Origin of the sequence: Cupriavidus laharis, assembly GCF_914271435.1 — a bacterium.
GTDB classification, from domain to species: domain Bacteria; phylum Pseudomonadota; class Gammaproteobacteria; order Burkholderiales; family Burkholderiaceae; genus Cupriavidus; species Cupriavidus laharis.
In genome coordinates, this window is record NZ_CAJZAI010000027.1 from 22,619 (window position 1) to 41,900 (window position 19,282).

The window sequence follows — 19,282 nt, forward strand, 5'->3', positions numbered from 1 at the left end:
CAAATTTTCGGGATCGCCGGGGGCTAAATATGTCCATTCTCAAACTCTGTCGGACCGTTGCGCTGGTCCTGTTAGCTTTCATACCAATCGTCGGGCACCCGGACGACACGGACATCTTCACGGTGCAGCCTTCGGGTTCCGCTACGTCGGCGCCCAACATCCTGTTTATCCTGGACAACACGGCAAACTGGTCCAAGGCATCGCAACACTGGGTGGGGTCTGCTACGCAAGGTGAGGCTGAACTGAAGGCGATCGCCAACTTTGTCGCGAACCTGAAGCAGCCCGTCAATGTCGGGGTCATGATGCTGACAGCCCATGGCAACAGCCGCGACGGCGGGTATGTGCGGTTTGGTGTGCGCGACATGTCGTCCTCCACCAATAACCTGGCACTGCAGAAGATCTTAACTGGCATCAACGTCAATGCGCCGGACGAAGAAATCTCGCAGTCATCGGGCGACTATGCCAACTCGTTGTACGAGTCCTGGCTATATCTGACAGGTTCCCCCACGAGCTGGGCCGGGATGGATCCGATGGCCGACTATGCCGGCAACAATGGCACGAGCCAGGACAATCTCACGACATCGTCCCCAAGCGGAGGCGGCTTGACCGCCGGCTTCGCATATAAGGGCTCTGCCAACGGTTCTGGCTACAACAGCCCGCTCGGCGGCGGCTGCGGCAAGACATATATCGTCTTCATCGGCAACAACCGCCAGGGCCAGCTTCCGCCCGTGCCTGCTGCGACAGACCCTGCCGCGACGACGCTTACCAAGTACAAGTATTCGTCGGTGCCTGACGTTCAGTCAGCATGGACGCGTTTCCTCAGGTTGCGTCCCGATCTGGGCCCAGGCAGCACTGCAGCGGCGAATGGCTCGATCATCACCTACACCATTGACGCCTGGCATGACCAGCAGAATGCCGACTTCACCACGATGATGAAGAATATGGCATTTCAGGGCGGCGGCGACTATTTTCAGGCCGGTAGCGACGACGCGCTGAACCTGGCATTGCAGAAGATCCTGAACCGGGTCCTTGCGTACAACTCGGTCTTTGCTTCGGTTTCGCTTCCTGTGTCCGTCAGCGTGCGTGGCACTTACCTGAATCAGGTCTACCTGGGCATGTTCCGCCCCGATAGCGACGCCAAGCCGAACTGGGTGGGCAATCTCAAGCAGTACCAGCTGAACGCCGACAAATCGACCAGCCCGCCGACAGTCTTCCTGGCAGATGCCAACGGTGCCGTGGCGGAGAATCCGAACACTGGCTTCGTCAATCCGGACGTGACAAGCATCTGGACGGTGCCGTCCAGCTTTTGGGATATCACAAACTATCCTCTGTCGCAGGGATCAGGCGGCAGCTCCGACGCGCCGGACGGCGACCTTGTTGAAAAGGGCGGGGCTGGGCAGAGCCTTCGTACCACCTTTCCGACGGACCAGTCGAGCCGTGCCGTTTATACCTGCACTGGAACATGCAGCAAGGACTCCGCGCTTTCCGGTAGCCTCTTCAATACAGCCAATGCATCGATCGATGCATCCAAGCTTGGCCTGTCCACGGGTACCAGCAAGGATTCTGTCATCAATTGGATTCGCGGTGGTAATGTCAAGGTCGATGACCCCAACGTTGCCAATCCTTCGGCACCAACGAAATACAACATCCGCGGCTTTGCCCATGGCGACGTTCTCCATTCCCGGCCTGCGGTCATAAACTATGCCCGGACGTCCGACGACGTGGTGGTGTTCTACGGGTCGAATGATGGCATGCTCCATGCCGTGAAGGGCGGCCCCGCAGGCGGCAATGAACTGTGGAGCTTCATCCCGTCGGAGCACTTCCCGAAGTTTGGTCGGATGTATGACCATTCGCCCACGATTTCTTCCGCGAATCCGAAGCCCTATTTCGTCGATGGCTCTGCCACGGTCTATACCTCTTCGACCAGCACTGACGGCAAGATCGATGCGACGCGCGGCGACAAGGCGTACCTCTTCCTCACGATGCGGCGTGGTGGCCGCTTCATCTACGCGCTGGACGTCAGTGATCCGGCAACCCCCAAGTTCCTCTGGAAGCGCAGCAATGCCGATACCGGTTTTGGCGAGTTGGGCCAAACCTGGTCTGATCTGCGCGTTGCAAAGATTCGCGCCTCGACTGATCCCGTGCTGATCTTCGGCCTCGGCTATGATCCGGACGCGAATGACCCCGTGGTACAGAAGACGGCAACCATGGGGCGTGGCGTCATGGTACTGAATGCTGTGACCGGCATACCTGTCTGGCAGGCGGGCGTCGCTGCCACTACCGGTGAGGACGGCCTGAACGTGCCCGGCATGTCCTATGCCATTCCTGCCAACATGGCGATCATCGATTCGGACCGGGACGGCTACATTGACCGCATCTACGCCGCCGATACCGGTGCGAACATCTGGCGCGTCAATATCAGCAACGCGACGCCTTCGAACTGGACCGTGTCTTTGCTGGCGACATTGGGCGGCACAGGTGCCGACGCACGAAAGTTCTTTTATGCCCCCGACGTGGTACCGCCGTCGACGACAAATCCCTCGTCCGATACTCTGCTGATCGGGTCCGGCGATCGGGAACATCCCTTCGATACCAGTATTCAGAACCGTTACTACATGATCAAGGACGACCATGCGCTCAACGCGGTGCCGTCGACCACGATTACGGAGGGGCCACTTGGCTCCAGTACCGGTACGGCTGGACAGCTCTATGACGCCACCGCCAACCTGATCCAGGTCGGCACGGCAGATGAGGTCAAGGCAGCTGGCGCCGCGCTGACTGCTGCCAGCGGGTGGTATATCGTCCTGGGCACGGGCGAGAAGGTGGTAAGCGGGTCTGCCACGCTGTCGGGAACGGTCATATTCGGCACCAACACGCCGAAGGCCGCAGCGCCAAACTCCTGCACCGGCGACCTTGGCGAAGCACGCCTCTACCAGCTGAATTACCTGAACGGCGCTGCCATCCAGGATGTCAACAAGACCGGCGGTCTGACCACCACGGACCGGTACCAGGTTCGTGCAGGGGGCGGGTTCCCGCCCACACCGGTTCCCGTAGCCGTGAAGATTGGTGACGCGACATACGATGCCGCCATCAGCGGCACGCAGGTTCTCACCCCGGCCGGGCCGCAGTTGGGTCGCCGCTACCGCATCTATTGGCGCAAGGGAATCGACGGATGACAAGCCAAGGGCATGCTCGGCATGCCCTCACTGACTGGCCACCGGATATCGTCAGGTTGCCCTGTCATCTCCGACTGACCTGGCTGTTCAATCGAGCACGACAAACGAGCGGTTATAGCCACTCGTTTTTCCGAGCCACTGCTTCGGCACACCTGCAACCCCACTGGCGACACGCAGGCGCCGCTGCCACAATGACCTTTTGCAGCCTGGTCTTCTTCCCATCGCACCGCCTGCGGCAAGGAGCGATGACGGAATTCTCACGTGATCCTTCGACTTCTCATTTTCCTGCTGCTGTCATGGCAGGTTGCCTCGGCTGCCGAGGCACCTGCCAGTGGCGCTTCGGGTCAGGTTCGCAGTCCTGCTTCCGCTCCGCGAGCGGCAAGGCCGGAGCGCTCGACCTCGAACCAGTATTCCCTGCGTCCCGGCAATGACGGCCAGGCTGGAAGCAGCTTTGGCCTGAAACTCCGGCCTGGAAGCGCTATGCGGGACGATGACGGCGGCGCCCGTGACAGGCTTGACTATCCCCGCAGGTAGGCGCCAACGGCAAGGAGCCCCGCTTTCCGGTACCCTTGCCATTCACCGCCAAGCCGAGGAGTCCCATGCACTACAGTCCCGACCCGGCAGTCCCGCAAGCCCGCGACACCGTCCGCCACCTGCGCGCCTCACGCATCCGCGAAGTTGCCAACGCCGGCATCGGCCTGCCCGACGTGCTGCCGTTCTGGTTCGGCGAATCCGACCAAATCACCCCGGACTTCGTCCGTGACGCAGCGGCGCGCGCGCTGGCGGGCGGCGCCACGTTCTATACGCACAATCTCGGCATCGCACCGCTGCGCAGCGCGCTTGCCGACTACGTCGGCGCGCTGCATGGCACCACGCGCATCGAGAATGTCGCGGTCACGAGCGCGGGCGTCAATGGCCTGATGCTGGCGGCCCAGCTGATCGCCGGCCCCGGCGACCGCGTGGTCGCCGTCACGCCGCTGTGGCCCAACCTGGTGGAGATCCCGAAGATCCTCGGCGCCTCGGTCGAGACAGTCTCGCTCGACTATGGCCCGCACGGCTGGACCCTCGATGTCGACAAGCTGCTGGCCGCGCTGACGCCGGGCACGCGTGCGCTGATGGTCAATTCGCCCAACAACCCGACCGGCTGGGCGATGTCGCGCGCGGCGCAGCGTACCGTGCTTGACCATTGCCGCCGGCATGGCATCTGGATCATTGCCGATGAAGTCTACGAGCGCCTCTACTACGGCGACGAGCCCGGCGGCGGCGACAGCCGCACCGCGCCGTCGTTCCTCGACATTGCCGAGCGCGAGGAGCGCGTCATCTGCATCAACTCGTTCTCCAAGGCCTGGCTGATGACGGGTTGGCGGCTCGGCTGGATGGTGCTGCCGTCATCGATGACGGACGATCTTGGCAAGCTGATCGAATACAACACCTCGTGCGCGCCGTCGTTCGTGCAGGAGGCGGGCGTGGCGGCGGTGCGCGAGGGCGAGCCGTTCACGCGTGACCTGGTGCAGCGGCTGCGCACCGCGCGCGACCACCTGGTGGGTGCGCTGTCCGGATTGCCGGGCGTGGACGCGCATGCGCCCGATGGCGCCATGTACGTGTTCTTCCGTCTATCCGGCACCACGGACAGCCTGGCCTTGTGCAAGCAACTCGTGCGCGAAGCGGGGCTGGGGCTTGCGCCGGGCAGCGCATTCGGCGATGAAGGAGAGGGATTTGTGCGCTGGTGCTATGCGTGCGATCCCGCTCGTCTCGACGAAGGCGTGCGGCGCCTGCGCCGGTTCCTCGGGCGCTGAGCCAGGCAATCCGTCATTGCACGGCCGGGGCCGCCGCACTGGCGGCGCTGGCCTGCGCTTCTTCCTCCCACCAGCCGCCCCCCAGCGCCTGCAGCAGCGCGGCCGAATCGGCCAGCCGGTTCGCGCTTGCCTGTGCCAGGTCCAGCGATGCCTGGCGCGACTGGCGCTCCGCATCGAGCAGCGTCAGTTGGCTGACGCCGCCCAGCCGGTACTGCTCCGAGACGATGGCCAGCGTGGCGCGGGCTTGCCGCGCATTGTCGGCGCGCGCGCGCAGCGTGGCCGCGTCGGCTTCGAGCGCGCGCAGCGCGTCGGCGACGTTCTGCAAGCCCTGCAGCACAGCCTGGCGGTAGGCCGCCAGCGACTGTTCATAGGCGGCCTCGGCCGCGCGCTTGCGCGCGAGCAGTTCGCCACCGTGAAACACGGGCTGCACCAGGCCGGCGGCCAGGCTCCAGACATTGAAGCTGTCGAACAAATTGCGCGCGGTGGTGGACTGCCAGCCGCCGCTCGCGCTGAGCGTGATCTGCGGATAGAGATTGGCCGTGGCCACGCCGATATTGGCCGAGGCCTGGTGCAGCAGCGCTTCGGCCGCGCGGATGTCCGGACGGCGGCGCGCCAGCGTGGATGGCAGACTGACCGGCAGGGTATCCGGCAACTGCAGATCTTCGAGCCTGAACTCCGGCAACTGCGCCGCAGCGGGCGTCTGGCCCGTGTAGACCGCAAGCTGGTGGCGCGTGGCCTCGATCTGCTGCGCGAGCCCGGGGATCAGGGCTTGCGTCTGCGCCAGTTCGGAACGCTGGCGCTGCACGTCGACGCGAGCGACACCACCGGTGCGCAACCGGTCCTCGGCAATGCCCACCTCGCGCTGCTGCGCGTCGGCAATCGCCACGGTTTCGGCCAGCTGCGCGCGCAGCCCCGCTTCGCGGATCGCTGCCGTGGCGACATTGGCGGCGAGCGCCAGGCGCGCTGCCTCGAACTCGTAACGCTGGTAGTCCACTGCCGCCAGCAGCCCTTCCAGCTCGCGCCGCTGTCCGCCGAACAGGTCCAGTACGTACGAGACCTGTACCGTCGCGCCATACAACGTGAAAGGTCCGGGGCTCGGAATCGCCGTGATGCCGAGCGACTGGAAGTTGACCTGCTGGCGTGTCGTATTGAGGTTCGCGTCCACTGTCGGCCAGCGCGTGGCGCCAGTGCGCGCGGCCAGGTTCTCCTGCGCCTCGCGCAGCTTCGCCTGCGCCTGCGCGAGGGTCGGGCTGTCATCGAGCGCGGCGCGGATGGTCGCATCGAGCGCGGGGCTGCGGAACAGTGCCCACCACTGCGCGGGCACATCGGCGCCGCTCGCGAATGCCTGTGACTGGCCGTGCGGGAGGCCGCCGGGCATGTCGGCGGCGACCGTGGCCTGCGGTTGCGGGCCGGCCACATAGCCGGGGTCGGCAGGCGACGCCGGTGCGCGGAAATCGGGACCGACCGCGCACGCGGTGAGCAGCAGGCAGCCAAAAAGCGGAAGACATGGACGCATGGCGTGGGCTCCCTCAGTCCAGCGTGCGGCGGTAGAAGCGCACCGCGATCGCCATCACCACCACGATGAACAGCGCCATCGGCCAGACATTGGGCCACAGCTCCGTCCAGCCGTTGCCCTTGAGCAGGATGCCCCGGATGATGCGGTGGAAGTACGTCATCGGCAGGATGTTGCCGATCGCCTGCGCCCAGCCCGGCATGCCCGCGAACGGGAACATGAAGCCGGACAGCAGGATATTGGGCAGGAAGTAGAAGAAGGTGAGCTGCATGGCCTGCAACTGGTTCTGCGCCAGCGACGACAGCGTGATGCCGACCGTCAGGTTGGCCGCGATGAACAGCAGCGCCGCCATGTACAACACCAGCACGGAGCCGAAGAACGGCACCTGGAACACCCAGCGCGCGGCGATCAGCACGATGGTGGACTGGATCAGGCCGATGAAGATGTACGGGACGATCTTGCCGGTCATCACCTCGATCGGCTTCACGGGCGTGGCGAGCAGGTTCTCCATGGTGCCGCGCTCGCGTTCGCGCGTCATGGCCAGGCCCGTCATCATGACCATCGTCATGGTCAGGATCACGCCCATCAGCCCCGGAATGATGTTGTACTGCGTGATGCCTTCGGGGTTGTAGAGCCGCTGCACCTGCACGTCGAAGGGCGCCTTGCCGCCGGCCAGCGGCGCGAGCGACCCTTTCAGGTCGGTGCGCGCCACGCTGAACGGCAACTGCGCGAGCGCGGCAATCGCGGCGCCGGTGGCGGACGGGTCGGTGGCATCGGCTTCGACGAGCAGCGCGGGCCGTTCGCCGCGCAGCAGCTTGCGCGTGAAGTCGGGCGGAATGCTGACCACGAACTGCACAGTGCCCTTCATCAGCGCCTCGCGCCCGGCATGTTCGTCCGGCAGCGTGCCCACCATCCTGAAGTAGGTGGAGTTCTCCATGCTGGCGATGAACGATCGCGTGAACTCGCTCTGGTCGGCGGCGATCACGGCGGTCGGCAGGTGGCGCGGGTCGGTGTTGATGGCAAAACCGAACAGCAGCAGCTGCATGATCGGCAACCCGACGATCATGCCGAACGTGACGCGGTCGCGCCGCAATTGCAGGAACTCCTTGAGCACGATGCTCCACCAGCGCTCAAGGGAGAAGCCGAATCGTCCGTTGCGTTTCATGGCTGTTCCTTGCGCGTCCTGCGGCCCGCACCGGCGCCTGCGCCCATGTTGTCTTCGGCGCGGCTCATCATGTGGATGAAGACGTCTTCCAGGCTGGTCTGGGTTGGCTCGACACGCCGGCCGGGGCCGGCCAGGCGCCGCAGCGTTTCGCCAAGCAGCGCGCCGTCCCGGCCGGTCACGTGCAGCGCGGTGCCGAACACCACGGTCTGCTCCACGCCCGGGGCGCCGTGCAGCTGTTCGGACAGCGCGGCGAGGTCATCGCCTTCCACGTTCCAGGTACTCAGGTTCTGGCTGGCTACCACTTCATCGGCGGTGCCTTGCGCCAGCAGCTTGCCATAGGCGATGTAGGCGAGCTTGTGGCAGCGCTCGGCCTCGTCCATGTAATGCGTGCTGACCAGCACCGAGATGCCGCGCGCGGCCAGCAGGTGAAGCTGCTCCCAGAAATCTCGGCGGGCCTTTGGGTCGACGCCGGCGGTGGGTTCGTCGAGCAGCAGCAGTTCAGGCTCGTGCAGCAGGCAGGCTGCCAGCGCCAGGCGTTGCTTCCAGCCGCCGGAGAGGGCGCCGGCCAATTGGCCGGAGCGCGTGGCCAGCCCCAGGTCTTCCAGCGCGCGGTCGACCGCCTCGCGCCGGTTGGGCATGCCGTAGACGCGCGCGACGAAGTCCAGGTTCTCGCGGATCGACAGGTCGTCCCAGTACGAGAATTTCTGCGTCATGTAGCCGACGCGGCGCTTGATCTCGTCGGACTCGCGCAGGATGTCGAAGCCCAGGCAGGTGCCCTGGCCGGAATCGGGCGTCAGCAGGCCGCACATCATGCGGATCGACGTGGTCTTGCCGCTGCCGTTCGGGCCCAGGAAGCCGAAGATCTCGCCGCGCGCGACCTGCATGGTGAGGTCGTTGACCACATGCTTGTCGCCGTAGTGCTTGTTGAGGCCGCGCACATCGATGGCAAGGCCGCCGTTGGTTCCGTTCGCGGTGGACGTGCGGCTCATGGCTGGAGCACCTCCACGGGCTGGCCAGGCCGCAGCTTGGGCGCGTCGGCCTCGGCGGGGCGCGCTTCGATCAGGAACACCAGCTTGCGGCGCGTCTCGTTGCTGTAGATTACCGGCGGGGTGTATTCGGCTTCGTTCGACACATAGCTGATGGTGGCCGCCACCTGCGCGGAGCAACCGTCGCAACGCACCTGCACCGATTGGCCGTTGCGCAGCGCCCCGACCACGGTCTCCGGCACGTAGAAGCGCACCTTGACGTTGCCGGGCGGCAGCATGCGCACCACCGGGCTGCCGGCGGGAACCCATTCGCCGAGGCGATAGGGTGTGTCATACACGAGCCCGGCCTGCGTGGCCGATACCGCCTTGCGCGAGAGCTTCCATTCCGCCTGCGCCAGCGCCGCGCGCGCGGCCTCGACCTGCGCGGCTTGTGCGGCCTGCTGGGCATCGCGGCCGGGCAGGCGCGCAACGTCGATATCGCGCTGCAGTTCGCGCACGCGTGCCGCGTCGCTGGCGGCGGTGGCGCGTGACTCTTCCAACTGCGCCTGCGAGATGCCGCCGATGTCGTACTGCTGCTGGTCGCGCCTGAACTGCGCGGCGCTGCGTTGCGCAGTGGCCTGGGCCTGCGCGAGCTGGGCGCGGCTGACATCGACCTCGACCGGACGCTTGCCGGTCTTCATGTCGGCGAGCTGCGCCTCGGCGGCGCGCAGCTGCTCGGCCGCCTGCTGGCGCGCCGCGCGTTCGTCGTCGGACTCCAGCACGAACAGCGCCGTGCCCTTGCCCACCTGCTGGCCGCGCTGCACCGCCAGGCTGTCCAGCCGGCCCGCGAACGGCGAGGCCACGCTGACGAATTCACCTTCGACATACCCCTGCCACGTGACGGACTTGTCCTGACCGCATGCCGTCAGGGTTGCCAGCGGAAGCAGCAGGGCCAGCGTGGGCCACATGCGTCGTGCGATGGCGGCGGCGAGGACATCGGGCAGGAATCGGGGGGCTTGCATGGCAGCTCCGGGCATGGCGTGGGTGCGGTCATTCAGTGGCATCGCTGGATGGCGCCTGGACAGTGGGCGCCAGGCCCTGCGTCAGCAGCGTGCTGACGTGGCGGACCAGGGTGTCGGTATCGACGTGCTCGGCGCCGGGCAGGCGCTGCCAGATATGCGTCGTAGCCAGCGGCAGCAGCGTCAGCCCGATCAGGGATGGCATCACCAATGTCGGCTCCAGGCCGGGATTGAGCTTGCCGCCGGCGATCGCTGCGGCCAGAGGCGCGCCCAGGGCGCCTGCGCGCTGCAGTGCGAAGCGGTTCAGCACGCGTTCGCGCAGCAGGCCGTCGGCACCGGCCACCTCGCGGATCCACAGTCCGGGAAACCAGGGCGTGGCAGCGGCCACACGGATCAGCCGGCCGGCAATGCCGACCAGCATGGCTACCGGGTCTTCGGGCGCTGCCGACGGCGCAAAGATCGCATCGACCAGCTGCTGCAGGCGCTCTTCGACGATGGCGTCGAGCAGTTGGTCGCGGTCACGGAAGTAGTAGTGCACCAGCGCTGGTGTCACACCGGCATGCGCGGCAATCGCGCGGATCGGCGTGCCGGCCACGCCATGGCGCCCGAACAGCTCGGTAGCGGCATCCAGCAGCTGATCGCGCTGGCCCGGATTCCCGGCGGCGGGACGGCCGGGGCCGCGGCGTTCGGCGCGAGGCTTGGCGGTCTTGCGTGAGGCTGGACGATCGGGCGGCATCGGCTGGCATCGCAATTCTGTCGAGGAAGCAGGTTGATATTAATTTTTAAGTTAATTAATTCAAGGCTTGTTACAACGTTGATGCAGAATCACATCGATATCCCATGGGAAAATGCTGCGGCGCAGCAAATGCGGTAGACATGTCATATTGCCTTGGCTATGCTTCGACCCGCCCATAGTCCGGCGTCCCGGCCGGATCCAGCAGAACTTCCCGCTCATGCGTTTCCGATTCCCGGCTGCGAAGCCGCGCCAGATCCTTGCCCGTTGCCTCGCCGCCATGCTGTCGCTGGGGGCGTGCGCGCCGGCGCTGGCGCAGGACGTGGCGACTGAGCCCGGCACGGAAGTGGCGGCAACCGAGAGCCCGTTCGCCTTCCACGGCCAGGCCACCTATATCTGGCAGCGCAAGCCTGCCTTCAACGCTGCCTACTCGGGGCCGAACAGCCTGACCACCGATCGCGCCAAGAGCTACTCGTTCACGAGCACGCTCGACCTGGGCCTGCGGCTGTGGCAGGGCGCGGAATTCCACTTCAACCCCGAAGTCGCGCAGGGCGTGCCGTTCTCGCAGCTGCACGGCATGGCTGGCCTGTCCAACGGCGAACTCGCGAAGGGCGCGAGCACCAACCCCGTCTTCTACCGTGCGCGCGCCTTCATCCGGCAGACCTGGGGGCTTGGCGGAGAGACCGAGACGCTGGACGACGACTTCAACCAGTTCGCACGCACGGTGGACAAGCGCCGCGTGGTGCTGACCGCCGGCAACTTCGGCGTGCTCGACGTGTTCGACGTGAACGACTACGGTTCCGACCCGCGCACGCAGTTCATGAACTGGTCGTTCCTGACCCACGGCGCGTTCGACTACGCGGCGGATTCGCGCGGCTACACCTGGGGCGTGGCCCTGGAGTACATCGGCGACGATTGGTCCGCGCGCATCGGCCGCTTCCTGCAGCCGCTCGAATCGAACGGGCTCGAACTCGACACGCGGATGTTCGAGCACTACGGCGATGTGCTGGAACTCGAAAAGCGTTACTCGGTGTACGGGCGGCCCGGCACGGCGCGCCTGCTGTTCTTCCGCAACAAGGCGCGCATGGGGGCGTTCAACGACGCGATCCAGTTCGGGCAGGCCAACAACGTTACGCCGGACCTGGCGGACGTGCGGCAGGAGCACGCCAAGGTCGGCGTGGGGCTGACGATGCTGCAGCAGGTGAATGATTCGCTGGGCGTGTTCTTCCGCGCCAGCCTGTCGGATGACAAGACCGAGACCTATGCCTTTACCGAGATCGGGCGGCAGGTGTCGTTCGGCGGCGTGCTTAATGGCAATTCATGGGGCCGGGCACGTGATGCGGTGGGGGTGGCGTTTGCTGTGAATATGCTTGGGTCGAACCATCGGGCTTATCTTGCCGCTGGCGGGTTGGGGGCGTTCCTTGGGGATGGGGCGCTCAACTATGCGCCTGAGCAGGTGTTTGAGATTTATTACAGCTTTCAGCCGTTCAGGTATTTGAGTATTAGTCCGGATTTTCAGTATGTCAGGAATCCGGGGTATAACGCTGATCGGGGGCCGGCTAAGTTTTATGGGGTGCGGGTTCATGCTGAGTTTTGAGTGGGGGTTTTTGGGGGGGCGTTCTTGGCAGCCGCGCCAGCCAAGCACAAACACCCATCAAATACCCAAACCAATCACTGCCGAGCATTCCGAAAATTATCCGGCCAAGGCGTATTGAAATTAGTCCGGAACGGATTGATATCCAATCCCCCCCGCCGCGTGTAGCGAGCATAGACAGCAAGCTTTACCGGCTTACATTGCCGCATCACATCCATAAAAATCCGCTCCACACACTGCTCATGAAACTCATTGTGATTGCGGAATGAAATCAGATACTTCAGCAGCCCTTCCTGGTTGATCGGTGCGCCGACATAGCGGATCTGCACACTGCCCCAGTCCGGCTGGCCAGTCACCAGGCAGTTGGACTTCAGCAGGTGCGACACCAGCGTTTCTTCGACTGGTGACTCGTCCTGGTCCGCATGCAGCAGTTCAGGGGCTGGCTCGTAGCGGTCGACTTCGATGTCGAGGCGATCGAGCAGCAGGCCATCCAACTCCCCCATCTTCTGCTTGCCAAGGTCCGCTTCGGTCACCAGTCGCACCTGCACGGTCCCGCCCGTGGCTTCCGACAGGTCATGGTGCAGCAACTGCTGCAACGCTTCAGGCGAGGCAATCTTGCTCTGGTTGAACGAGTTCAGGTACAGCTTGAACGACTTGGACTCGACGATATTGGGCGTGCCGGCCGGGATGATGAAGGTGGCCAGCGCCACTTGCGGCTTGCCTTTCATGTTCAGCCACGACACCTCGTACGCATTCCAGATGTCCACGCCGAAGAACGGCACGGCCTTGCCTTCGGGCAGGCCGATCTCGGTGCGCTTGGGCTGGCGCGGGATCGGGAACAGCAGCGTCGGATCGTATTCGGCCTTGTAGGCCGAGGGCTTTCCCAGTGGCGAGTGTTCAGGAAGGCTCATGCTTGATTTCCGCGGTCGGAAAGGAACAGCTTGTAGACCGGGTTCTCGGTCTCGTCCCAGTGTACGTAACCCAGCGTCGAAAGGAAGGCGCGGAACGCGCGCTTTTCGTTCTTCGGCACCTGGATGCCTACCAGGATGTTCGAGGTGTCGCCCCCCTGGTTGCGGTAGTGGAACAGGCTGATGTTCCAGTTCGGGCTCATGCTGGACAGGAACTTCATCAGCGCACCCGGCCGCTCGGGGAATTCGAAGCGATAGAGCAGTTCGTCGTGCGCCAGCGGCGAGATGCCGCCCACCATGTAGCGGATGTGCTGCTTGGCCAGTTCGTCGTTGGACAGGTCCAGCGTGTCGAAGCCGTGGCGGCGGAAGCCCGCGGCGATCTTGTCGTTCTCGGCGCGGCTGGCGATCTGCACGCCGACGAAGATGTGCGCGATCTTCCTGTCGGCGATGCGGTAGTTGAACTCGGTCACGCTGCGCGTGCCCACTAGTTCGCAGAAGCGCTTGAAGCTGCCGCGCTCTTCGGGGATGGTGACGGCGAACACGCCTTCGCGCGCCTCGCCCACTTCGGCGCGCTCGGCGACGAAGCGCAGGCGGTCGAAGTTCATGTTGGCGCCGCATGCGATCGCAACCAGGTGCTGGCCTTTGAGCTTCTCGCGCTCGGCGTACAGCTTGAGGCCGGCCACGGCCAGCGCGCCGGCCGGCTCCAGAATGCTGCGCGTGTCCTGGAACACATCCTTCAGGCCCGCGCAGATCGCGTCGGTGTCCACCAGCACGATCTCGTCGACCAGCTCGCGCGTGATGCGGAAGGTCTCCTTGCCGACCAGCTTGACGGCCGTGCCGTCGGAGAACAGGCCAACGTCCTTGAGTTCGACGCGCTTGCCGGCTTCCACCGAGCGCTTCATTGCATCCGAATCGACGGTCTGCACGCCGATCACCTTGACCTCGGGGCGCACGGCCTTGATGTACGAGGCGATCCCGGAAATCAACCCGCCGCCGCCGATGGCGACGAAGATCGCGTGGATCGGGCCCGGATGCTGGCGCAGGATCTCCATGGCAATGGTGCCCTGGCCGGCAATGACGTCGGGATCGTCGAACGGGTGGATGAAGGTCAGCTTGTGCTTCTTCTCCAGCACCACGGCGTGGTCATAGGCGTCGCTGTACGAATCGCCGTGCAGCACGATTTCCACCCACTTGCCGCCGCGCTCGCGCACGGCGTCGATCTTCACCTGCGGCGTGGTGACCGGCATGGCGATGATCGCGCGGCACTGCAGGCGCGCGGCAGACAGGGCCACGCCCTGCGCGTGGTTGCCGGCCGAGGCCGCGATCACGCCACGCTTGAGTTCCTCTTGCGTGAGCGACGCCATCTTGTTGTACGCGCCGCGCAGCTTGAACGAGAACACGGGCTGCGTATCCTCGCGCTTGAACCACACCGAGTTGCCCGTGCGCGCCGACAGGTTGTGCGCGAAGGTCAGCTCGGTCTCCTGCGCCACGTCATAGACCTTGGCGGTCAGGATCTTCCTGAGATAGTCGGGTTTGGAGGAGGCGGGCTTGCGGTTCATGTCTGCGGGTTGGCGAAGGGCCCTGGCGGCGCCACGGAACGGCGCGGGGAAGGGCGAAAATAGGGGGCGAAAAAAGGCCGGAAATTTTGGCGGAAACCGCCAATGATAAAGGATCGGAACGCCGCACATGCCCATGGCCGCGCCCGGGCAGCACGCCAGGGGTGGCGCCGCGAGCACTGCGAGGCGGGCTGGACAAACCGGATGTGACGCCTCATCCCTTGTAGGACGGAGCCCGGTGGACGCCCGTCAGAATCACATGCTAGGGTTTTACGCGATGCCCCAGTTACCGCTCATCGAACCCAATACCGCCCTTTTCCTCGACTTTGACGGCACGCTGGCCGATCTCGCCCCCCGCCCCGAGCTGGTGCAGGTGGAGCCCGAACTGGTCGGAACGCTGCACCGGCTTTACGAGCGCCTGGAAGGCGCGCTCGCCATCGTGTCGGGCCGGCCGATTATCGAACTCGACGACTTCCTGCAGCCGCTGCGCTTGCCGGCCGCTGGCGTGCACGGCGCGGAAATGCGCACCGGCGGGGCGCAGATGGCCATGAAGTCCGCACCGGGGCTGGAGCCGCTGATTCCGCACCTGGAAGCGCTGGTGCGCCGGCACCCTGGGCTGCGCCTGGAGCGCAAGTCCGTGGCGGTCGCCATTCACTATCGTGAGGCCCCCGAACTCGAAGGCCTGGTGCGGGCCGCCGTCGCCGATGTGCTGCGCCATGCTGTCGGCCTGGAAGGCCTGCCCGGCAAGATGGTCGTGGAGGTCAAGCCCGCGGGCATCAACAAAGGCGACGCCATCACGGCCTTCATGAACATGCCGCCGTTCGCGGGGCGCGAGCCGGTCTTTGCCGGCGACGATGTGACGGACGAGGCAGGCTTTGCCGTCGTGCGCAAGCTCGGCGGCATCGGCGTGCTGGTCGGGCAGCGCGACACCATGGCTTCGGTCAGTGTCACCGGGCCGGCAGCGCTGCGCTGCTGGCTGCACCGCAGTGCGCGCGCGCTCGACGGAGCACCGGCCGGTAGCGAACCGCCGCATGCCTCGTCTGCATCCACAACGACATCTTGAGGGGGATTCGCTGTGACATCCGCAACCAATACCAGCAGCCCGTCGGAACTGGGCGGGCAGCCGTCAGAAGGCGTGCACAAGACTACCGATGGTGGCTCACGCCATGCCCCACCATCGCTGTCGGTCGGCATGATCGGCAACTGCGCGTTTTCGGCGCTGGTCGACAGCCGCGGCCGGATCGTGTGGTCCTGCATGCCACGCTTCGACGGCGAGCCGGTTTTCAACGCACTGCTCGACCCGAGCGAGAACGCCGGCCATTTCTCCATCGAGATCGAGGATTTCCAGGCTTCCAGCCAGTGGTACGAGCCCAACACCGCCGTGCTGCGCACACGCCTGACCGATACCCACGGCAACTGCCTGGAGATCACCGACTTTGCGCCGCGCTTCTTCAGGCTGGGCCGCTATTTCCGTCCGATCATGCTGGTACGGCGCATCCGCCCGGTGCGCGGCGCGCCGCGCGTGCGCGTGGTCGTGGCGCCGCGCTTCGAATGGGGCCGCAAGGCGCCCGAGATCACGCGCGGCAGCAGCCACGTGCGCTACATCGGCGACGGCGTGACGCTGCGCATGACCACCGACGCGCCGCTGGCCTACGTGCTGTCGCACACGCCGTTCCTGGTCATGCGCAGCCACAACTTCATCCTGGGACCGGACGAGACGCTGGCCCATGGTGTGGAGGAAACCGCGCGCGACTTCGAGCAGGAGACGACTTCCTACTGGCGCCTGTGGAGCCGCCGCCTCGCGGTGCCGCGCGAATGGCAGGACGCGGTGATTCGCGCCGCCATCACCCTCAAGCTGTCGCTGTACGAGGAGACCGGCGCGATCGTCGCGGCCATGACCACCAGCATCCCCGAAGCCCCCGGCAGCGGGCGCAACTGGGATTACCGTTTCTGCTGGCTGCGCGACGCGTTTTTCGTGGTGCGTGCGCTCAACAGCCTGTCTGAAGTCGGCACGATGGAGGACTACCTGCGCTGGCTGGCCAACGTAGTGATGCAGTCGCAGGACGGGCATATCCAGCCGCTGTATGGCATCGGACTGGAGCGCGAACTGCCCGAAAGCATCCTCGACCACCTGCCGGGCTACCGCGGCATGGGGCCTGTGCGCGTGGGCAACCAGGCGCAGGAGCACTTCCAGCACGACGTCTACGGCAATATCGTCCTGGGCGCGGCGCAGGCCTTCCATGACCACCGGCTGCTGCACCGTGGCGGGCCGGCGGAATTCCGCCGCCTCGAAGAAGTAGGCGAGCAGGCCGTGAAGGTGTTCGGCACGCCGGACGCGGGCATGTGGGAGCTGCGCACGCGTGCGCGCGTGCATACCTCGTCGGCGCTGATGAGCTGGGCGGCGTGCGACCGCCTCGCCAAGATCGCGGAGAAGCTCGCGCTGCAGGCGCGCGCGGAATACTGGCAGGGCCATGCGCGACGCATGAAGGATTGCATCCTGGCCGAGTCATGGAATGAATCGCGCCAGGCGTTTGCCGAAAGCTTCGGCGGGCGCGAGCTCGATGCCAGCGTGCTGCTGATGGCCGAGGTGAACTTCATCGACCCGCGCGATCCGCGCTTTATCTCCACCGTCAAGGCGCTGGAGGAAAACCTGTGCGACGGCCCCTACATGCGCCGGTACGAAGCGCCCGACGACTTCGGCAAGCCCGAGACCGCGTTCAATATCTGCACCTTCTGGCGCATCGACGCGCTGGCGCGCATCGGCCGGCGCGAAGAAGCGCGGGAGATCTTCGAAGCCATGCTGGCGGCCCGCAATCCGCTGGGCCTGCTTTCCGAGGATACCCATCCGGTCACCGGGGAGATGTGGGGCAATTTCCCGCAGACCTATTCGATGGTCGGGCTGATCAATGGCGCCATGCGCCTGTCAGCCCCGTGGGACAGCGTGATCTGAACGGAGCATGGCGAGCATGACAAACACCATCGACAAACTATGCCAAGACTAGTAGCGGTATCCAACCGCGTCGCCGATCCGCGCAACGTTGCCGCGGGCGGGCTGGCCGTGGCGCTGTCCGAGGCACTGCGCCAGACCGGCGGCATGTGGTTCGGCTGGAGCGGCAAGGCGCTGGAAACGAATCAGGGCGGCACGCCCGGCGAAGGCGAACTGCATGTGCAACAGGCCGGCAATGTCACGCTGGCCACCGTGGACCTGTGCCGCGAAGACCATGACGCCTATTACCTCGGCTACAGCAACGGCGTGCTATGGCCTGCGTTCCACTACCGGCTGGACCTGGCCGACTTCGATTCGAACTACCTGAACGGCTACCGCCGCGTGAATCAGCTGTTCGCGCGCAAGCTGGCGCCGCTGCTCAAGCCCGATGACGTCATCTGGATCCACGACTACCACCTGATCCCGCTGGCGGCCGAACTGCGCGCCATCGGCTGCGGGCAGCGTATCGGCTTCTTCCTGCATATCCCGCTGCCGCCGCCGCTGATCCTGGCGGCCATCCCCCAGCACGACTGGCTCATGCGCGCGCTGTTCGCCTATGACCTGCTCGGGTTCCAGAGCCATACCGACCTGGAGCACTTCTCGCGCTACGTGCAGAACGAAGCGTTCGCAGAGCCGATGGGCGAGCACCGCTTCCGCGCCTTTCACCGCACCGTGCGCGCCGAGGCGTTCCCGATCGGCATCGACGTGGACGAGTTCGCGGAACTCGGGCGTGGCGACGATGCGCGGGAAACCTATGAAATGATGTGTGCACAGTACGCGCGCCGCAGGCTGTTGCTCGGTATCGACCGGCTCGATTACTCCAAGGGCCTGCCGCAGCGGCTGAAGGCCTTCTACCGGCTGCTGGCGGAGTACCCGGAAAACCGCATGAGCGCGACGCTGGTGCAGATCGCGGCGCCGTCGCGCGAATCGGTGGATGCGTACGCGGACCTGCGCAGCGAGATGGAGCGGCTGAGCGGCGCGATCAATGGCGAGTTTGGCGAGCTGGACTGGATGCCGGTGCGCTATATCCATCGCACCACGGCGCGCAAGCGCCTGCCGGGCCTGTGCCGCGCCAGCCGTGTGGCGCTCGTGACGCCGCTGCGCGACGGCATGAACCTGGTGGCCAAGGAATTCATTGCCGCGCAGGATCCCGAAGATCCCGGCGTGCTGGTGCTCTCGCGCTTTGCCGGCGCGGCCGAGCAGCTCAAGGAAGCACTGCTCGTGAACCCCTACGACACGCACGCCACGGCGCAGGCTATCCAGCAAGCGCTGCACATGCCGCTGGCGGAGCGGCAGTCGCGCCACCAGAAACTGCTGGAACGCATCCGCTGCCAGGACGTGCACTGGTGGAGCCGGGAGTTCCTGCGGGCCTTGTCGGAAACCGAGGGCAGCTGAGGATCTGGCAGCGGCTGCCGAAGGAGGATTGCCATGAGCGAGAAACTGGAAACGCAGACGTGCACGCCCTGCCGTGGTGGCATTCCACCGCTGGAACGGGCGGAGGCTGAAGCGCTATTGGCGGAGACGCCTGGATGGACCCTGGCCGACGATGCCGGCCGGCTCGAACGCAGCTTCACTTTCCGCAACTTTGCGCAGGCGCTGGCGTTCGTCAATGGCGTGGGGCAGCTGGCTGAAGCGCAGGGGCATCATCCCGAGATCAGCTTCGGGTGGGGGCATGCGACGGTGTCGTGGCGGACGAAGAAGATCAAGGGGTTGCATCGGAATGATTTCATTATGGCGGCCAAGACGACGGGAGTGGCGGAGGGGGTTGTTGGGGGGTGAAGGGTTGGCGGGCTTGGCGGGCGCTGCTGTTTTGGCGGGGGCTCCCGGGGAAAAACCCCCAACGCCCACAACGACACCCCCAAAAATTAACC

At 65.3% G+C, this 19,282-nt stretch carries 14 protein-coding genes; 7 read left to right on the forward strand and 7 right to left on the reverse strand.

Features of this window, described 5'->3' with window-relative positions; all coding sequences use genetic code 11:
* The first annotated feature begins 29 nt into the window (after positions 1–29).
* Together LDO29_RS27030 and LDO29_RS27035 are read left to right on the forward strand one after the other, a co-directional pair.
* Complete coding sequence (locus LDO29_RS27030; RefSeq protein ID WP_224082815.1) at positions 30–3,176, forward strand: pilus assembly protein; 3,147 nt, start codon at positions 30–32, stop codon at positions 3,174–3,176.
* Positions 3,177–3,775: 599 nt separating this feature from the next.
* Positions 3,776–4,972: a pyridoxal phosphate-dependent aminotransferase gene (locus LDO29_RS27035; RefSeq protein ID WP_224082816.1), complete on the forward strand. Its 1,197-nt coding sequence runs from the start codon at positions 3,776–3,778 to the stop codon at positions 4,970–4,972.
* A 13-nt stretch (positions 4,973–4,985) separates the two neighbouring features.
* Here the strand turns inward: LDO29_RS27035 and LDO29_RS27040 are convergent, their stop codons facing one another.
* Genes LDO29_RS27040 through LDO29_RS27060 form a run of 5 tightly spaced genes read right to left on the reverse strand, consistent with a single transcriptional unit; the run spans position 4,986 to position 10,370 of the window.
* A complete protein-coding gene (locus tag LDO29_RS27040; protein ID WP_224082817.1) occupies positions 4,986–6,488 on the reverse strand; it encodes an efflux transporter outer membrane subunit in 1,503 nt (500 codons plus the stop codon).
* 13 nt (positions 6,489–6,501) lie between these two features.
* Complete coding sequence (locus LDO29_RS27045; RefSeq protein ID WP_224082818.1) at positions 6,502–7,650, reverse strand: ABC transporter permease; 1,149 nt, start codon at positions 7,648–7,650, stop codon at positions 6,502–6,504.
* The gene (locus tag LDO29_RS27050; protein ID WP_224082819.1) at positions 7,647–8,639 is read right to left on the reverse strand and encodes an ABC transporter ATP-binding protein; all 993 of its coding nucleotides are present in this window, start codon (positions 8,637–8,639) and stop codon (positions 7,647–7,649) included. The genes LDO29_RS27045 and LDO29_RS27050 overlap by 4 nt, the downstream gene beginning before the upstream one ends.
* On the reverse strand, positions 8,636–9,637 hold the full coding sequence (locus LDO29_RS27055; protein WP_396022723.1) for an HlyD family secretion protein: 1,002 nt from the start codon (positions 9,635–9,637) through the stop codon (positions 8,636–8,638). The genes LDO29_RS27050 and LDO29_RS27055 overlap by 4 nt, the downstream gene beginning before the upstream one ends.
* A 28-nt stretch (positions 9,638–9,665) precedes the next feature.
* Entirely contained in the window at positions 9,666–10,370 is a 705-nt protein-coding gene (locus LDO29_RS27060) for a TetR/AcrR family transcriptional regulator (RefSeq protein WP_224082820.1), read from the reverse strand.
* A 217-nt stretch (positions 10,371–10,587) separates the two neighbouring features.
* Here LDO29_RS27060 and LDO29_RS27065 point away from each other — a divergent pair, with 217 nt between their 5' ends.
* Positions 10,588–11,964: a carbohydrate porin gene (locus LDO29_RS27065; RefSeq protein WP_224082821.1), complete on the forward strand. Its 1,377-nt coding sequence runs from the start codon at positions 10,588–10,590 to the stop codon at positions 11,962–11,964.
* Between the two features lie 74 nt (positions 11,965–12,038).
* Here LDO29_RS27065 and queF read toward each other — a convergent pair whose 3' ends face one another.
* Positions 12,039–12,872, reverse strand: coding sequence for an NADPH-dependent 7-cyano-7-deazaguanine reductase QueF (gene queF, locus LDO29_RS27070; RefSeq protein WP_224082822.1), 834 nt, complete (start codon positions 12,870–12,872; stop codon positions 12,039–12,041).
* A complete protein-coding gene (gene ilvA, locus LDO29_RS27075) occupies positions 12,869–14,428 on the reverse strand; it encodes a threonine ammonia-lyase, biosynthetic (RefSeq protein WP_224082823.1) in 1,560 nt (519 codons plus the stop codon). The genes queF and ilvA overlap by 4 nt, the downstream gene beginning before the upstream one ends.
* A gap of 274 nt (positions 14,429–14,702) precedes the next feature.
* Between ilvA and otsB the strand changes: the two genes are divergently transcribed.
* From otsB to LDO29_RS27095, 4 genes are read left to right on the forward strand one after another with little or no spacing between them, the layout of a single operon-like run.
* Positions 14,703–15,488, forward strand: a complete 786-nt coding sequence (gene otsB, locus LDO29_RS27080; protein WP_224082824.1) for a trehalose-phosphatase — start codon at positions 14,703–14,705, stop codon at positions 15,486–15,488.
* Positions 15,489–15,536: 48 nt separating this feature from the next.
* On the forward strand, positions 15,537–17,375 hold the full coding sequence (locus LDO29_RS27085; protein WP_396022724.1) for a glycoside hydrolase family 15 protein: 1,839 nt from the start codon (positions 15,537–15,539) through the stop codon (positions 17,373–17,375).
* A 39-nt stretch (positions 17,376–17,414) separates the two neighbouring features.
* Complete coding sequence (gene otsA, locus LDO29_RS27090; RefSeq protein WP_224082825.1) at positions 17,415–18,806, forward strand: alpha,alpha-trehalose-phosphate synthase (UDP-forming); 1,392 nt, start codon at positions 17,415–17,417, stop codon at positions 18,804–18,806.
* A gap of 33 nt (positions 18,807–18,839) precedes the next feature.
* The gene (locus LDO29_RS27095) at positions 18,840–19,190 is read left to right on the forward strand and encodes a 4a-hydroxytetrahydrobiopterin dehydratase (RefSeq protein WP_224082826.1); all 351 of its coding nucleotides are present in this window, start codon (positions 18,840–18,842) and stop codon (positions 19,188–19,190) included.
* Positions 19,191–19,282: the final 92 nt, after the last annotated feature.

What these genes read in the sequence shown, in the direction of transcription:
- LDO29_RS27035 (WP_224082816.1), top strand. Translation starts at nt 3,776, where the DNA reads ATGCACTACAGTCCCGACCCGGCAGTCCCGCAAGCCCGCGACACCGTC.
- LDO29_RS27060 (WP_224082820.1), bottom strand. Translation starts at nt 10,370, where the DNA reads ATGCCGCCCGATCGTCCAGCCTCACGCAAGACCGCCAAGCCTCGCGCC.
- ilvA (WP_224082823.1), bottom strand. Translation starts at nt 14,428, where the DNA reads ATGAACCGCAAGCCCGCCTCCTCCAAACCCGACTATCTCAGGAAGATC.
- LDO29_RS27030 (WP_224082815.1), top strand. Translation starts at nt 30, where the DNA reads ATGTCCATTCTCAAACTCTGTCGGACCGTTGCGCTGGTCCTGTTAGCT.
- LDO29_RS27040 (WP_224082817.1), bottom strand. Translation starts at nt 6,488, where the DNA reads ATGCGTCCATGTCTTCCGCTTTTTGGCTGCCTGCTGCTCACCGCGTGC.
- otsB (WP_224082824.1), top strand. Translation starts at nt 14,703, where the DNA reads ATGCCCCAGTTACCGCTCATCGAACCCAATACCGCCCTTTTCCTCGAC.
- LDO29_RS27045 (WP_224082818.1), bottom strand. Translation starts at nt 7,650, where the DNA reads ATGAAACGCAACGGACGATTCGGCTTCTCCCTTGAGCGCTGGTGGAGC.
- LDO29_RS27055 (WP_396022723.1), bottom strand. Translation starts at nt 9,637, where the DNA reads ATGCAAGCCCCCCGATTCCTGCCCGATGTCCTCGCCGCCGCCATCGCA.
- otsA (WP_224082825.1), top strand. Translation starts at nt 17,415, where the DNA reads ATGCCAAGACTAGTAGCGGTATCCAACCGCGTCGCCGATCCGCGCAAC.
- LDO29_RS27050 (WP_224082819.1), bottom strand. Translation starts at nt 8,639, where the DNA reads ATGAGCCGCACGTCCACCGCGAACGGAACCAACGGCGGCCTTGCCATC.
- LDO29_RS27095 (WP_224082826.1), top strand. Translation starts at nt 18,840, where the DNA reads ATGAGCGAGAAACTGGAAACGCAGACGTGCACGCCCTGCCGTGGTGGC.
- LDO29_RS27065 (WP_224082821.1), top strand. Translation starts at nt 10,588, where the DNA reads ATGCGTTTCCGATTCCCGGCTGCGAAGCCGCGCCAGATCCTTGCCCGT.
- queF (WP_224082822.1), bottom strand. Translation starts at nt 12,872, where the DNA reads ATGAGCCTTCCTGAACACTCGCCACTGGGAAAGCCCTCGGCCTACAAG.